12 protein-coding genes and 1 tRNA gene are annotated in these 14,443 nt (G+C 71.3%); 10 read left to right on the top strand and 3 right to left on the bottom strand.

Annotated features, from left to right (window positions below; translation table 11 throughout):
• Positions 1-48 precede the first annotated feature (48 nt).
• The 3 genes from FS825_RS08630 (at position 49) to FS825_RS08620 (ending at position 1,561) form a co-directional block, all read left to right on the top strand.
• Positions 49-129, top strand: a tRNA-Leu gene (locus FS825_RS08630).
• A 61-nt stretch (positions 130-190) separates the two neighbouring features.
• Positions 191-796 carry an ANTAR domain-containing response regulator gene (locus FS825_RS08625; protein ID WP_022905562.1) on the top strand — a complete coding sequence of 202 codons (606 nt, stop codon included), beginning with the start codon at positions 191-193 and terminating at the stop codon, positions 794-796.
• 294 nt (positions 797-1,090) lie between these two features.
• On the top strand, positions 1,091-1,561 hold the full coding sequence (locus tag FS825_RS08620; protein ID WP_186377143.1) for a GNAT family N-acetyltransferase: 471 nt from the start codon (positions 1,091-1,093) through the stop codon (positions 1,559-1,561).
• Between the two features lie 28 nt (positions 1,562-1,589).
• On the opposite strand, the gene FS825_RS08615 is transcribed toward FS825_RS08620, so the two are convergent.
• Positions 1,590-1,964, bottom strand: a complete 375-nt coding sequence (locus FS825_RS08615) for a VOC family protein (protein ID WP_144712127.1) — start codon at positions 1,962-1,964, stop codon at positions 1,590-1,592.
• A 27-nt stretch (positions 1,965-1,991) separates the two neighbouring features.
• Entirely contained in the window at positions 1,992-2,360 is a 369-nt protein-coding gene (locus FS825_RS08610) for a PaaI family thioesterase (RefSeq protein ID WP_144712523.1), read from the bottom strand.
• Positions 2,361-2,460: 100 nt separating this feature from the next.
• On the opposite strand from FS825_RS08610, the gene polA reads away from it, so the two are divergent.
• The gene (gene polA, locus FS825_RS08605) at positions 2,461-5,133 is read left to right on the top strand and encodes a DNA polymerase I (protein WP_144712126.1); all 2,673 of its coding nucleotides are present in this window, start codon (positions 2,461-2,463) and stop codon (positions 5,131-5,133) included.
• A gap of 57 nt (positions 5,134-5,190) precedes the next feature.
• On the opposite strand, the gene FS825_RS08600 is transcribed toward polA, so the two are convergent.
• On the bottom strand, positions 5,191-5,982 hold the full coding sequence (locus FS825_RS08600; RefSeq protein ID WP_144712125.1) for a VOC family protein: 792 nt from the start codon (positions 5,980-5,982) through the stop codon (positions 5,191-5,193).
• Positions 5,983-6,015: 33 nt separating this feature from the next.
• Here FS825_RS08600 and FS825_RS08595 point away from each other — a divergent pair, with 33 nt between their 5' ends.
• The 6 genes from FS825_RS08595 to FS825_RS08575 all read left to right on the top strand — a co-directional run bounded on the left by FS825_RS08595 (position 6,016) and on the right by FS825_RS08575 (position 13,955).
• Entirely contained in the window at positions 6,016-7,695 is a 1,680-nt protein-coding gene (locus tag FS825_RS08595; RefSeq protein WP_144712124.1) for a DUF885 domain-containing protein, read from the top strand.
• A 200-nt stretch (positions 7,696-7,895) separates the two neighbouring features.
• Entirely contained in the window at positions 7,896-9,374 is a 1,479-nt protein-coding gene (gene rpsA / locus FS825_RS08590; RefSeq protein ID WP_144712123.1) for a 30S ribosomal protein S1, read from the top strand.
• Positions 9,375-9,468: 94 nt separating this feature from the next.
• Positions 9,469-10,071 (top strand): dephospho-CoA kinase, encoded by a 603-nt coding sequence (coaE, locus tag FS825_RS08585; protein ID WP_144712122.1) that lies wholly within the window; start codon positions 9,469-9,471, stop codon positions 10,069-10,071.
• Entirely contained in the window at positions 10,068-11,099 is a 1,032-nt protein-coding gene (locus FS825_RS18605; RefSeq protein WP_186377142.1) for a BPSS1187 family protein, read from the top strand. The genes coaE and FS825_RS18605 overlap by 4 nt, the downstream gene beginning before the upstream one ends.
• Positions 11,100-11,121: 22 nt before the next feature.
• Positions 11,122-12,627, top strand: coding sequence for a class I adenylate-forming enzyme family protein (locus tag FS825_RS08580; protein WP_186377141.1), 1,506 nt, complete (start codon positions 11,122-11,124; stop codon positions 12,625-12,627).
• Positions 12,624-13,955: an acyltransferase gene (locus FS825_RS08575; RefSeq protein WP_144712120.1), complete on the top strand. Its 1,332-nt coding sequence runs from the start codon at positions 12,624-12,626 to the stop codon at positions 13,953-13,955. Before FS825_RS08580 ends, FS825_RS08575 begins: the two co-directional genes overlap by 4 nt.
• Positions 13,956-14,443 lie beyond the last annotated feature (488 nt).

Here is a 14,443-nt window from a genome sequence, read left to right as displayed (position 1 = left end):
CCGGGACGGACTGGAGGCGCGGGTCGGGCTGGTACTGTGGGGCACCTCGCGAGTGTGGTGGAATGGTAGACACGGGGCACTCAAAATGCTCTGCCTCACGGCGTGCGGGTTCGAGTCCCGCCACTCGTACAAGGACTGCTCACGGCCTGCGGGGCAGGACAAACGGCTGTCGTCTAGTAGGCTGCATGTCGTGAGTGACACAGAAGCAACTGCAACAGCACCCCGTCGCGTCGTCGTCGCCGAGGACGAGTCGCTCATCCGCCTCGACATCGTGGAGATCCTCCGCGACAACGGGTTCGACGTCGTCGGCGAAGCGGGTGACGGTGAGACCGCCGTGCAGCTCGCGACCGACCTCCGCCCCGACCTCGTCGTGATGGACGTCAAGATGCCGCAGCTCGACGGCATCTCCGCCGCCGAGAAGCTCTCGAAGAACCACATCGCCCCCGTGGTCCTCCTCACGGCGTTCAGCCAGAAGGACCTCGTCGAGCGCGCGACCGAGGCCGGTGCCCTCGCCTACGTCGTCAAGCCGTTCACGCCGAACGACCTCCTGCCCGCGATCGAGATCGCCCTCTCGCGGCACCAGCAGATCATCACGCTCGAGGCCGAGGTCGCCGACCTCGTCGAGCGCTTCGAGACCCGCAAGCTCGTCGACCGCGCCAAGGGCCTGCTCAACGAGAAGATGGGGCTCACCGAGCCCGAGGCGTTCCGCTGGATCCAGAAGGCCTCGATGGACCGCCGCCTGACCATGCACGACGTCGCGAAGGCGATCATCGAGCAGCTCAGCGCGAAGAAGTAGTCGCTCACCGACGCTCACGCAGCGCCGCCGGACCCGGTGTCCGGTGGCGCTGCTGCGTTCCCGGGTGCACAGCGGGCTCTGCGCCTCGTGCATGGTTCGACACCGCGCTCGTCGATCGACGCGTGGGACGTCGACCCATGCGCGCGAACAAGATGCACGCGCATCGTGCGACTCCGCGCTCGTCGATCGACGCGTGGAACGTCGACATCGGCGCGTGGACGAATGCGCGCGCGCACCAGCCCGACGCGCCCCACCCAGGCGCGCACCAGCCCGACCACCTGCTTGACTGGACGGGTGGACGACGTGGTGATCCGTGCCTCCAGACCGGACGACATGCCAGCGGTGGCCGACCTGCGGTGGCGGTGGAGCGTGGACGAGGGCGGCGCGACGCCGGGCGTGGACCGCGATGCCTACCGCGACGCGATGACGGCGTTCGGCGACCAGCACCCGGACTCGCACCGGTGCGTCGTCGCCGAGCACGACGGACGGGTCCTCGGCATGGCGTGGCTGGGGCTCGTCGCCCGCCCGCCGACGCCGGAGCGTCCGGGGCGACGCCTGACCGCCGACGTGCAGACCGTGTACGTGCACCCGGAGCTCCGCGGCCGAGGCGTCGCGAAGCGCCTGGTGAGCGCGCTGCTCGACGTGGCGGACGCCCTCGGGGTCGAGCGCACGTCTGTGCACTCGAGCGTCGACGGCGAGACGCTGTACCGGCGCCTCGGGTTCGGCGACGCGCGGCTGCTGCTGCAGCGGCCGCCCGAGGACTGACCCGGGCGGACCAGGAGCGACCCGCGGGTCAGCCCCGCGCCGGCAGCTGCTGCAGCGTCCAGGCGTTCTCGTCGGGGTCGGTGAAGAACACGAAGCGACCCCAGGCCATCTCGTCCACGCCGATCGCGTTCACGCCGAGGCCCTGCAGGTGCGCGAGTGCCTCGTCGGCGTCCGGTACGACGACCTGGATCGACTTGAGCGACCCGGGCAGGACGTCGGGCGACATGATGCCCTGACCGAACGCGATGGAGCAGGCGGACCCGGGCGGGGTCGCCTGCACGAACCGCAGCTCGTCGGACACGCGCTGGTCGTGGTCGATCGTGAAGCCGATGCGTTCGTAGAACTCGCGGGACCGGTCGACGTCGCTGACGGGGACCAAGATGAGTTCGATCTTCCAGTCCAAGGGGACTCCCTGCGTCGGTGCGAGGGTTCAGCGAGCCTCGCGGATCATGTTGGTGATGCGCACGGTGGAGCAGCGCCGCCCCTGGTCGTCGGTGAGGACGATCTCGTGCGTGGTGAGCGTGTTCCCGAGGTGCAGCGCCGTGCAGGTGCCGGTCACCAGGCCGCTCGTGGCGCTCCGGGAGTGCGAGGCGTTCAGCTCGATGCCGACGGCGTAGCGGCCGGGCCCGGCGTGGACGTTCGCGGCCATCGACCCGAGGCTCTCGGCGAGGACGACGTAGGCGCCGCCGTGCAGGAGCCCGACCGGCTGGCGGTTGCCCTCCACCGGGATGGTGCCCACTGCGCGCTCGGCGTTGAGCTCGGTGATGACCATGCCCATCTTCTCGGCGAGCTCGCCCATGCCGCGGTCGGCGAGGCGTTCGTCGACGCCGCCGGTGATGGTCGCTTCGTCGGTCACGCGCTCGAACTCCCGTGTCGGATGGCGTCGGTAGGCTGTCCGGGTGTCGGACTCCGCAAAGCCTACCCTCATGGTCATCGACGGCCACTCGCTCGCCTTCCGGGCCTTCTACGCGCTCCCGGTCGACAGTTTCGTGAACCGCGAGGGGCAGCACACGAACGCCATCCACGGCTTCATCTCGATGCTGCTCATGCTCCTCCAGCGCGAGAAGCCGACCCACCTCGCGGTCGCGTTCGACATCTCCCGCTTCTCGTTCCGCACCCGTGAGTACGAGGAGTACAAGGGCACCCGCTCCGAGACCCCGGCCGAGTTCAAGGGCCAGATCCCCCTCCTCCAGCAGGCGCTCGAGGCGATGGGCATCACGACCGTCACGAAGGAGGACTACGAGGCCGACGACATCCTCGCCACCTTCGCCCGGCAGGGGGCCGAGCAGGGGTACCAGGTGTACGTGGTGTCCGGCGACCGCGACGCGATCCAGCTCGTCAACGACGACGTGACGCTGCTGTACCCGTCGGTCCGCGGCGTCTCCGAGCTCACCCGGTACGACCGCGACAAGGTGTACGAGCGCTACGGCATCGAACCGCACCAGTACCCGGACATCGCGGCCCTCGTCGGCGAGACCAGCGACAACCTGATCGGCATCGACAAGGTCGGCGAGAAGACCGCGGTGAAGTGGGTCACCGCGTACGGGTCGCTCGACGCCGTCCTCGAGCACGCCGACGAGATCAAGGGCGTCGTCGGCAACAACCTCCGCGAGCAGAAGGACCGGGCGATCCGCAACCGGAAGCTCAACCGACTGGTGAACGACGTCGAGCTGCCGGTCGGCCCGGCGGACGTCTCGCTCCGCCCCCTCGACGAGCAGGCCGTGCGCGACCTCTTCGCGAAGCTCCAGTTCCGCACCCTGCTCGACCGCGTCTTCAAGATCGCCGGCAACGGCGAACCGTCCGACGCCGTCGCGGTCGACGGCGGCGTGGACGACGGGGCTCCGACCCCGCCGCCCGTCACGACGATCATCGACGAAGAGCTCGGCTACTGGCTCGAGCGGAAGGCCGCGAACGACGCCGAGAACGGCTTCGGCGTCGCGGTCGAGGTCATCGACGGCCGTCTCAGCGCGATCGGCATCGCCACCCACGACGACGCCGTCCTGGTCCCCGGCGGCAGCGGCGCGAAGGACTACGAGCAGCTCGCGGCGTGGTTCGCGTCGGACACCCCGAAGCACTTCCACGACGCCAAGGCCGCGATCAAGGCCCTGGCGACGGTCGGCTTCGAGGTGAACGGCATCGCCGGCGACGCCCGGCTCACCGGGTGGCTCGCGCAGCCCGGCAAGCAGGGGCAGCCCCTCGCCGACCTCGTGTACCAGGAACTCGGCGAGGAGCTCCCCACCGCCGACCCGAACCAGCTCGTCCCCGAGACCGACCCGGTGAACGTCGGCGTGCACGCCTGGTACGTGCTCCGCGTCGTGACCTCCCTGCGCGCCCGCGTCGACGAGTCCTCGCTCCGGGTCCTCGACACGATCGAGCTGCCGCTCGTCCCCGTCCTCGCCGGCATGGAGACCACCGGCGTCGCCATCGACCGGCCGGTCCTCACCGGGTTGTCGCACGACCTGGGGGAGCGGGCGGCCGAACTCGCGCAGCAGGCCTTCGCCGAGATCGGGCACGAGGTCAACCTCGGCTCCCCGAAGCAGCTGCAGGAAGTGCTCTTCACCGAGCTCGCGATGCCGAAGACCCGGAAGACGAAGACCGGGTTCTCGACGGACGCCGCGAGCCTCACCGACCTGCAGGAACAGCACCCGCACCCCTTCCTCGGGCTCCTGCTCCAGCACCGCGACGCCACGAAGCTCCGCCAGATCGTCGACACCCTCGACGCCGCGGTGGTCGACGGTCGCATCCACACCAGCTATGAGCAGACCGGCAGCAGCACCGGCCGGATCTCCTCCACCGACCCGAACCTGCAGAACATCCCGGTGAAGACCGCCGTCGGCCGTCGTGTCCGCTCGGCGTTCGCGGTCGCCGAGCCGTACACGACGCTCGTCACCGCGGACTACTCGCAGATCGAGATGCGGATCATGGCGCACCTCTCCGGCGACCCGGGCCTCATCCAGGCCTTCAACGAGGGCGAAGACCTGCACCGCTTCGTCGGCGCGCGCGTCTTCGGGGTCGAGCCGGCGGACGTCTCGCCGGAGATGCGCACGAAGGTCAAGGCCATGTCCTACGGCCTCGCGTACGGCCTCAGCCCCTTCGGCCTGTCGAAGCAGCTGCGCATCGAGCAGTCCGAGGCGCGGACGCTCATGAACGAGTACTTCGCCCGGTTCGGCGCGGTCCGCGACTACCTGCGCGGCGTCGTCGAGCAGGCTCGCGAGGACGGCTACACCGAGACGATCTTCGGCCGCCGTCGTCCGTTCCCGGACCTGAAGAGCCCGAACCGCGTGCTCCGCGAGAACGCCGAGCGTGCGGCGCTCAACGCCCCGATCCAGGGCTCGGCGGCGGACATCATGAAGATCGCGATGCTCGGCGTCGCGGCCGACCTCCGCGACGGCGGGCTCGACTCGCACCTGCTGCTGCAGGTGCACGACGAGCTCATCCTCGAAGTGGCACCAGGCGAGCAGGAGCGCGTCGAGGAGATCCTCCGCACCCGGATGGGATCGGCGGCCGACCTGACGGTCCCGCTGGACGTGTCCGTGGGTGTCGGCCCGAACTGGGAAGCCGCCGCGCACTGACGCGCGCCGTGTGGCGGACAGGAGGCGCGCCTCCCGTCCGTCACGCTCGTCCGGCCGTCAGGCGGCCGGCGCCGCGATGACGCCGAAGCGTTCGCCCTGCGCGCCGAGGACGAGCGCCGAGCGCCCGAACGGGCTGTCCGTGGGACCCGCGAGGACCGTCCCGCCGTGCTCGACGACGGCCGCGACGGTCGCGTCGGTGTCGTTGGCGCCGAACCACGTCACCCAGTACCCGGGGCTGCCCTCGGGCAACCCGGTCGGCGGCGTGAACACCCCGGCGACCGGGTCGGAACCGGCCTCCGCTCCAGGCAGCTTCGCGATCGCGTAGGGCGCCGACGGGTCGCCGAACACGTCGAACCGGTACCCGAACACGGCACCGTAGAAGGCCGTCGCGGCGTCGGCATCGGTGGTGTGCGTCTCGTTCCAGCACGCAGCGCCCGGCTCGTTCACCCGCCCGTACCCGCTGAGCCCGCGTCCCTGCCAGAGGCCGAAGACGACCCCGGTCGGGTCCGCGGCGATCGCCATCCGACCGTCGTCGAGCACGTCGAGGGCGGGCGTCAGCTCGGAGCCGCCGGCGTCGGTGACGGCCCCGATGGTGGCGTCGAGGTCGGCGGTCGCGAGCGAGGTCGTCCACGCGCCCGGCCCACCGCCGCCGCCCATCCGCGGACCGATGCCCGCGACGGGGCGTCCGTCGAGCAGCGCGACGACGTGTCCGCCGGCTCCCGGCGGCCCGTCCGGGACCTCCCAGCCGAACACGGCGGCGTAGAAGGACCGGGCCGCGGCGACGTCGTCGACGCCGAGGTCGGACCAGCACGGCGTCCCCGCAGCGGGGACACCCTCGAGTTCGGACATGCGTCCCACCTCCGGATCGATAGTGTCGAGATCATGACCGAAGAGCGCCCCGTCCGCCAGCCCTCCGCCGTCGACCGCGTCGCCGAGGACTGGGTGACCACCCTCGTCGACCTCGACCCGACCGTCGCCACGTACATCGGGGTGCCGGGCCGCACGGGGGAGTACGGCGACACCTCACCCGCCGGAGCCGCAGCGCTGGCCGAGGCCGCCCGGAACGCGAAGCGCACGCTGGACGCGGCCGAGCCCGTGGACCCGGTCGACCGCGTGACGAAGACCGACCTCGGCGCCGAGCTCGACCTCGTGCAGGAGTCGTACGACCGGAAGCTCCACCTGCGCGACCTCAACGTCATCGCCAGCCCGGCGCAGTCGGTGCGCGAGGTCCTCGACCTCATGCCGACCGCGACCGAGTCGGACTGGCACGACATCGCGAGCCGGCTGCACGCCCTGCCGGACGCCATCGAGGGCATCCGCGAGACCCTGCTCGAGGGCACGCGCGAGGACGTCACGCCCGCCAAGCGGCAGGTCGCGCTCATCGCGGAGCAGGCGGCCCGCACCGGGGCGCCGGACGGTCCGTTCCGGCAGCTCGCCGACGGGGCTGCCTTCGACGGTGGTGAGGCCGTGCCGGAGTCGCTCCGCGCCGAGCTGGCGCGTGGGGCCGAGGTCGCCGCCGCCGCGTACCGGTCGTTCGGCCAGTTCCTCGAGCACGAGCTCATGCCGCTCGCCACCCCCGTCGACGCCGTCGGGCGCGAGGCGTACGAGCTGCACTCCCGCCGGTTCCTCGGCGCCGTCGTGGACCTCGACGAGACCTACGCGTGGGGCATCGAGGAGCTCGCCCGGATGCGCGACGAGCAGGAGCGGATCGCCGACCGGATCGAGTCCGGTGCGAGCGTCGCCCGGGCGATCGAGGTCCTCGACACCGACCCGTCGCGGGTCCTGCACGGCACGGACGCACTGCAGCGGTGGATGCAGGACACCAGCGACGAGTCGATCCGCGAGATGGACGGCAAGTACTTCGACATCGCCGACCCGATCAAGCGTCTGGAGTGCCGGATCGCCCCCACTCAGGAGGGCGGGATCTACTACACCGGCCCATCCGACGACTTCTCCCGCGCCGGCCGCATGTGGTGGTCCGTGCCGCAGGGGGTCACCGAGTTCGGCACCTGGCGTGAGAAGACGACCGTCTACCACGAGGGCGTCCCGGGGCACCACCTCCAGATCAGCCAGGGCGTCTACAACCGGGGCGAACTCAACACGTGGCGTCGGCAGCTGTCCGGCTCCTCCGGGCACGTCGAGGGCTGGGCGCTGTACGCCGAGCGCCTCATGGAGCAGCTCGGCTTCCTGGACGACGACGGCGACCGGCTCGGCATGCTCGACGGCCAGCGCATGCGGGCAGCGCGCGTGGTGCTCGACATCGGCGTGCACCTGCAGAAGACCAACCCCGACGGCGGCGCCTGGACGTGGGAGTACGCCCTCGACTTCATGCGGCAGAACGTGAACATGTCCGACGCGTTCGTGCAGTTCGAGGTGGCCCGGTACTTCGGCTGGCCGGGGCAGGCGCCGTCGTACAAGGTCGGTCAGCGCGTGTGGGAGTCGATCCGCGACGAGGTGGCCGCCCGCGAGGGTTCGGCGTTCGACCTCAAGGCCTTCCACCACCGCGCGCTCGCCCTCGGCAGCATCGGCCTCGACACCCTGCGGAACGCCCTGCTCGACTGACACCTGCACCGTGTCCACCGGGCGTGTCCGTCCGACACGCCCGGTTGTGGGCCTTCGCTCCGTGCGGTTAGACTTGTGCGGCGCAATCCGCGCCACTCACAAACACCGCCGCGGCGGCTCGTGCCGGCAACCGGTACGGACCAGGGGGTCGCTCCCTCGCTGCCACGGCCCGACTCATGTCCGTTCGGAGCAATCTCTACATGACAACCACCACGACCAAGGCTCCCAAGCAGGTCGCCATCAACGACATCGGCTCGGCTGATGACTTCCTGGCCGAGGTCGAGAAGACCCTGAAGTTCTTCAACGACGGAGACCTCATCTCCGGCACCGTCGTGAAGATCGACCGCGACGAGGTCCTCCTCGACGTCGGTTACAAGACCGAGGGTGTCATCCCCTCGCGCGAGCTCTCGATCAAGCATGACGTCGACCCCAACGAGGTCGTCGAGGTCGGCGACGAGGTCGAAGCCCTCGTTCTCCAGAAGGAGGACAAGGAAGGCCGCCTCATCCTGTCGAAGAAGCGCGCGCAGTACGAGCGTGCGTGGGGCGACGTCGAGAAGATCAAGGAGTCCGACGGCGTCGTGACCGGCACGGTCATCGAGGTCGTCAAGGGCGGCCTGATCGTCGACATCGGTCTCCGCGGCTTCCTCCCGGCGTCGCTCATCGAGCTGCGTCGCGTCCGCGACCTCACGCCGTACCTCGGCCAGGAGCTCGAGGCGAAGATCCTCGAGCTCGACAAGAACCGCAACAACGTCGTGCTCTCGCGCCGCGCCCTGCTCGAGCAGACGCAGTCCGAGTCCCGCACCACGTTCCTCAACAACCTCCACAAGGGCCAGGTCCGCAAGGGCATCGTGTCGTCGATCGTCAACTTCGGTGCGTTCGTCGACCTCGGCGGCGTCGACGGTCTCGTCCACGTCTCCGAGCTCAGCTGGAAGCACATCGAGCACGCCAGCGAGGTCGTCGAGGTCGGTCAGGAAGTCACCGTCGAGATCCTCGAGGTGGACCTGGACCGCGAGCGCGTGTCGCTCTCGCTCAAGGCCACGCAGGAAGACCCCTGGCAGGTCTTCGCCCGCACCCACGCGATCGGTCAGATCGCACCGGGCAAGGTCACGAAGCTCGTGCCGTTCGGTGCCTTCGTCCGCGTCGCCGACGGCATCGAGGGCCTCGTGCACATCTCGGAGCTCTCGAACAAGCACGTCGAGCTCGCCGAGCAGGTCGTGTCGGTCAACGACGAGGTCTTCGTCAAGATCATCGACATCGACCTCGACCGTCGCCGCATCTCGCTCAGCCTCAAGCAGGCGAACGAGGGCGTGGACCCCGAGGGCACCGAGTTCGACCCGGCGCTCTACGGCATGCCGACGGAGTACGACGAGAAGGGTGACTACAAGTACCCGGACGGCTTCGACCCGGAGACCAACGAGTGGCTCGAGGGCTACGACACCCAGCGCACCGAGTGGGAAGGCCAGTACGCGGCCGCCCAGGCGCGTTGGGAAGCCCACAAGGCGCAGGTCGCGAAGACCATCGCCGACGAGGCGCAGGGTGGCTTCGACCTCCCGGCCGGCGCGTCCTCGTCGTCGTCGTCCTCCTCGTCGACCTTCTCGAGCGAGTCGAACGGTCAGGGCACCCTGGCCGACGACGCCTCGCTCGCGGCGCTCCGCGAGAAGCTCAGCTCGACCAACTGATCGAGCGGCTCGCCCGTCCCGGAAGCCCGGCATCCCTGAGAAGGGGTGCCGGGCTTCCGGCCGTTCGGGCAGGTGTGCTCGCTACGCTGTTCCGGTGCGCATCATCGGTCTGACGGGCGGCATCGCCGCGGGCAAGTCGACGGTCTCCCGACGCTGGGCGGAACACGGGGCCGTCGTGGTCGACGCCGACCGGCTCGCGCGGGACGCGGTCGCCCCCGGCAGCCCCGGACTCGCGCAGGTGGCCGAGCGGTTCGGGCCCGGGGTGATCGCCGCCGACGGCTCGTTGGACCGTCCGGCCCTCGGCGCGATCGTGTTCGCCGACCCGGCCGCCCGGAAGGACCTCGAAGGGATCACCCACCCCGAGGTGTGGCGCCTCGCCCAGGCCGCGTTCGACGCCGCGGAGTCCGCCGACCCCGATGCGGTCGTGGTGTACGACGTCCCCCTCCTCGCCGAGGCCCGTCGTGACCGCCCCCTCTCCTTCGACGCCGTCGTGGTCGTCGACGCCCCGGCCGCGCAGCGGATCGAGCGGCTCGTCGAACACCGCGCGATGGCTCGTGACGAAGCCGAGCGCCGCGTGTCGGCGCAGGCGAGCGACGCCGAGCGGCTCGCGCTGGCCGACCACGTCGTCGACGCGACCGGCACGCTGGCGGACACGATCCACTCCGCCGACGCGGTCTGGTCACGCATCACCCGATGAGGCACCGGCTGCTCCTCCTGCTCGCGGCGGTCGTGCTCGTCGCGATCGGCGTCACGTCGCTCGTCGCCGCGAACGTCCTCGGCGGCCAGCGGGTCGAGCAGCACGGCCGGGTCGCCGCGGCGGACCGACCGCACGGCAACGGTCGCGGCCCCGACGGGGAGTTCCACCGGTTCCGACTCGGGACGGTCAACGGTCAGCGACTCGAGCCGAACCGTGACGACTTCGCGGCACGGACGAACGCCGCCGGGCCCCTGCTGCTGTTCCTGCCGGCCACCCGGGCGCGGCCCGCCGACTACCAGCGGTTCCTCGGCACGGCGCTCCAGGACGGGTACCACGTGCTCGGCCTCGACTACTGGAACCTCGGCAAGACGCTGTCCGGGACCTGCCAGGCCGACCCGCACTGCTACGGGAAGGTGCAACGGAACCGCTTCGACGGCAGCCGTCCCTCCGAGTTCAGCGACGTGCAGCCGTCCGGTTCGATCGTGTCCCGGTTCCGCGACGCCATCGGGTACCTGGACGACCACGACCCCGGCGGCGGCTGGGGGCGGTTCGTCCAGGGCGACTCCGACATCGCCTGGCGCGACATCGTGGTCGCCGGGCACTCGCAGGGTGGTGGGGAAGCGGCGTACATCGCGCACATCCGGCCGGTGCAGGGCGCGCTGATGTTCTCGTCGCCGGTCGAGTCGCTCGGCGCCGAGCACGCCGCGTGGATGGACCGTCCGGGCCGGACCCCCGTCGACCGGATGTACGCGATCGACGACGTGCGGGACGTCTTCGGTCCGCGGATCCGCGGCTCGTGGCGGGTGATGCACCTCGACGGAGCGGACGGCCCCTTCCGCACGGACACCGCACCACCCGGCACCGGGGCGGATCCGCATGCCATCCTCACGGACATCCGGGTCGGGTCGCCCGCGGAGTCGCACTCCCGCATCATCAAGGACTCCACGCCGCTCGGTGCGGACGGCACACCCCGACTGCTCGCACTGTGGCAATGGCTGCTCCACCGGTTCCCCTCCGAACGGTCATAGGGAGCCGCAATACTCTGAGTCCGTGCAGCAAGCAGGCGAAGAACCCGACCTGCGTTCGACGATCCGCGCCCGTGCGGCGCAGGACGGCGAGCGCGCCTACCTCGAGGACGCGCGGAGCGAGCGCGTCCTCACCTACCGCGGGCTGGAGGACGCCGTCGACGCGTGGTCGTCCACGTTCGACGCCATCGGTGTCCCGCCGTCCGGCGCGGTCCTCGTCGACCTCGGCGACCCCCTCTCGTTCGCCGTCGTGCACCTCGCCGCGCTCGCGACCGGGCGGCGCGCCATCCCCGTCGACACCGGCCAGCCGGTGACCGAACCCGGTCGCCTCGCCGACCTGATCGGCGGTGCGTCGATGGTCGTGTCGGACCGCGAGGTGGACGCGACCGTCCCCGGAGCACCCGCCAGCGGGATCGACGCGGCCACGTTCCTCCCGTCCGGCGTGCGCGACGGTGACCTGCCGTCGGAGAGCCCGGACGCACCGGGCGAGGGCTCGGTCGTGCTCTTCACCTCCGGGTCGACCGGCACGCCGAAGGGCGTCGAGCTGCCCGAGTCGCAGCTGCTGTTCGTCGCCCGCGCGGTGGCGCACCACAACGCCCTCACGCCGGCGGACCGCGGGTTCAACTCCTTGCCGCTCTTCCACGTGAACGCGGAGGTCGTCGGGCTCCTCGCGACGCTGGTGTCCGGCGCGACCCTCGTGCTCGACCGTCGGTTCCGTCGGACGGGCTTCTGGGAACTGTTGGCCGAGCGCCGGATCACCTGGCTCAACGCGGTGCCGGCCGTCCTCGCGGTGCTCGCGAAGACCGGTCCGCTCGACTTCCCCGAGGGGTTGCGTTTCGTCCGCAGCGCCTCCGCCCCGTTGCCGGACCCGGTGCGCCAGGCGTTGGGCGACGTCCCGCTCGTCGTGAGCTGGGGCATGACCGAGGGGGCGTCGCAGATCACCGCGACCCCGCTCGGCGAGCCCGCTCGCGTCGGGTCGGTCGGTGTGCCCGTCGGGTCGGAGGTCCAGGTGCGCGGCGAGGACGGATCGGTCCTGCCGGCCGACGAGGTCGGCGCGCTGTGGATCCGCGGCCCGGGCGTCGTGCGCCGGTACCTGTTCGGCCGGGCGTCCGAGCGGTTCGACGCCGACGGCTGGCTCAGCACGGGGGACGTCGGATCGGTGTCCGCCGATGGCTGGGTGTCGCTCGCCGGCCGCTCCGACGACGTCATCAACCGGGGTGGCGAGAAGGTCTACCCGTCCGAGGTCGAGGACGTCCTGCTCGGCGACGACCGCGTCCTCGAAGCGGTCGTGGTCGGTCGACCCCACGACGTGCTCGGCGCCGTCCCGGTGGCGTACGTCATCCCGCAGGTGAGCGACTCCGACGAGCCGGTCGACGCGGAGGCCCTCGTCGCCGACCTCACCGCCCGTGCCGAAGCGCGGCTCACCCGGTTCCGCCGCCCGGTCGAGATCGTGGTCGTCCCCGACCTGCCTCGAGCGCCGACCGGGAAGGTCCAGCGGGCGAAGGTGCGCACGATGGCCGAGCACCCGTGACCGGCGTCCAGACCCCGACCCGCACGGCCGAGGGCAAGCCCCGGCACCTGTACGAGGTCGACGTCCTCCGTATCCTGACGTTCGCCTGCGTCATCGGGGTGCACACCACCAGCCACACGGTCGCCTCGGACGACGTCGGCCTCAACGCACTCCTCGGCCTGCTGCACTTCACCCGGCTGGTGTTCTTCTCGCTGACCGCGTTCGTCCTCGTGTACAGCTACACCCTGCGGCCGAGACCGATGGCGCAGTTCTGGCCGAAGCGCTTCCTGCTCGTCGGCGTGCCGTACCTGGCGTGGTCGTTCGTCTACGTCGCGTCGTCGTGGCTGATCAGCCCGACCCGGCGCGGGGACGTCCCCGACCTCGTCCGCACGTACGCCGAGGGGATCGTCACCGGCGTCTCCTGGTACCACCTGTACTTCCTGCTCGTGACGATGCAGGTGTACCTGCTCCTGCCCGTCATCGCGTGGCTCGTGCGGCGGACGCGTGGGCACCACGTCGCGGTGCTGGTCGTCTCGCTCGTCCTCCAGCTCGTCGTGTTCGCCGGGTACAAGTACTTCCCCGCGAGCGACGCCTGGCTCCACGGGTACCAGAAGCAGTTCTTCTTCTCGTACGTGTTCTTTATCGTCTCCGGTGCGGTCGCCGCGGACCACGCGGACGCCTTCCTCCGGTTCATCCGGGTGCACCGGCGCGCGGTCCTGGGGGGCTTCGTCGGCGTGGGCGTGCTCACGCTCGGCGTCTGGGCGCTGCAGGTCGGCCTCGGGCAGTCGTTGTACGCCGCCGGGACGCCGTTGCAGCCGATCCAGGTCGTCTGGAGCACCGCGGTGTTCGTCGGGTTCCTCGCCATCGGCGCGCGGTGGGCGGACCGGCGTCGGCCCGGCAGCCCGCTCGCCCGTGTGGTCGACTACGGGTCCGACCGGTCGTTCGGCATCTTCCTCAGCCACCCGTTCATGATCTGGATCCTGCTGTACGGCGACAGTTGGCTCGAACGGTTCGTCCCGAAGCCGTGGCTCACGCTCGTGACGTATCTGCTCGTGCTCGTGCTGTCGGTCGCGGTGACGGAGCTGTTCCGGTGGACGCCGCTGAGCGTGCCGCTGACGGGGCGGCCGTCGCTCGCGTCGCGCGGGCAGCGGGAGGCGCGGGCTCGGAAGCGCGGGGCGGCCGGGGGCGGTGCCGCGGCCGATGCTGATGTTGCCCTGGCCGGTGCCGGGGCCGGAGTTGCTTCTTCGGCTGATACCGCGGTCGTGTCGGCGGTGTCGCCGGAGCCGGTGGAGCCGGACGACGCCCTGGTGGGCGAGACGGACGACGTGGGGCGGCGCGCCCCGCGCTGAGCGAGCGGTTGGCGGACGGGAGGCGCGGTGCGGGCTGGCACCGCGCCTCCCGTCCGCCGTGGCGCCCGCCGATCCGCGGAAGCGACAGTGTGCTGCGGATGGTCCGCGGCAGACTGTCGCTTCGGTGGAGGGGATGCGGCGCGGGCGCCGGGAACTGTCGCCTTCGTGGACCGGTCGGCGGACCCGCCCGGGACCTGTCGACGGACGGGAGGCGCGGGTCGCGCCCGCCTCGCCGCCGCCGGCCGGGCGCACCGCCGTCCACTGCCGCGGGTGCGCGAGCGGGCGGAACGCGCGCGGGGGTGGGCTGCGAGCGGGCGGAACGCGCCGGGTCGGCGCGCCGAGCGGGACGCATTTCGCCCGCTCGCGCGGGGTGGCGAGCGGGCGGAACGCGCGCGGTCGGCGCGCCGAGCGGGACGCACTTCGCCCGCTCGCGCCGGGGCGGCTGCGAGCGGACGGAACGCGCGCGGGGGTGGGCTGCGAGCGGGCGG

The organism is Curtobacterium pusillum, from assembly GCF_007680845.1.
Classification (GTDB): domain Bacteria; phylum Actinomycetota; class Actinomycetes; order Actinomycetales; family Microbacteriaceae; genus Curtobacterium; species Curtobacterium pusillum_B.
The sequence above is the reverse complement of the archived record's forward strand: the minus strand, read 5'-3'. Positions and strand labels throughout refer to the sequence as shown.

Coding starts and splice junctions, on each gene's coding strand:
- FS825_RS08610 (WP_144712523.1), bottom strand. CDS start 2,360: ATGGGCGAGCTCGCCGAGAAGATGGGCATGGTCATCACCGAGCTCAAC.
- FS825_RS08600 (WP_144712125.1), bottom strand. CDS start 5,982: ATGTCCGAACTCGAGGGTGTCCCCGCTGCGGGGACGCCGTGCTGGTCC.
- FS825_RS08595 (WP_144712124.1), top strand. CDS start 6,016: ATGACCGAAGAGCGCCCCGTCCGCCAGCCCTCCGCCGTCGACCGCGTC.
- rpsA (WP_144712123.1), top strand. CDS start 7,896: ATGACAACCACCACGACCAAGGCTCCCAAGCAGGTCGCCATCAACGAC.
- FS825_RS18605 (WP_186377142.1), top strand. CDS start 10,068: ATGAGGCACCGGCTGCTCCTCCTGCTCGCGGCGGTCGTGCTCGTCGCG.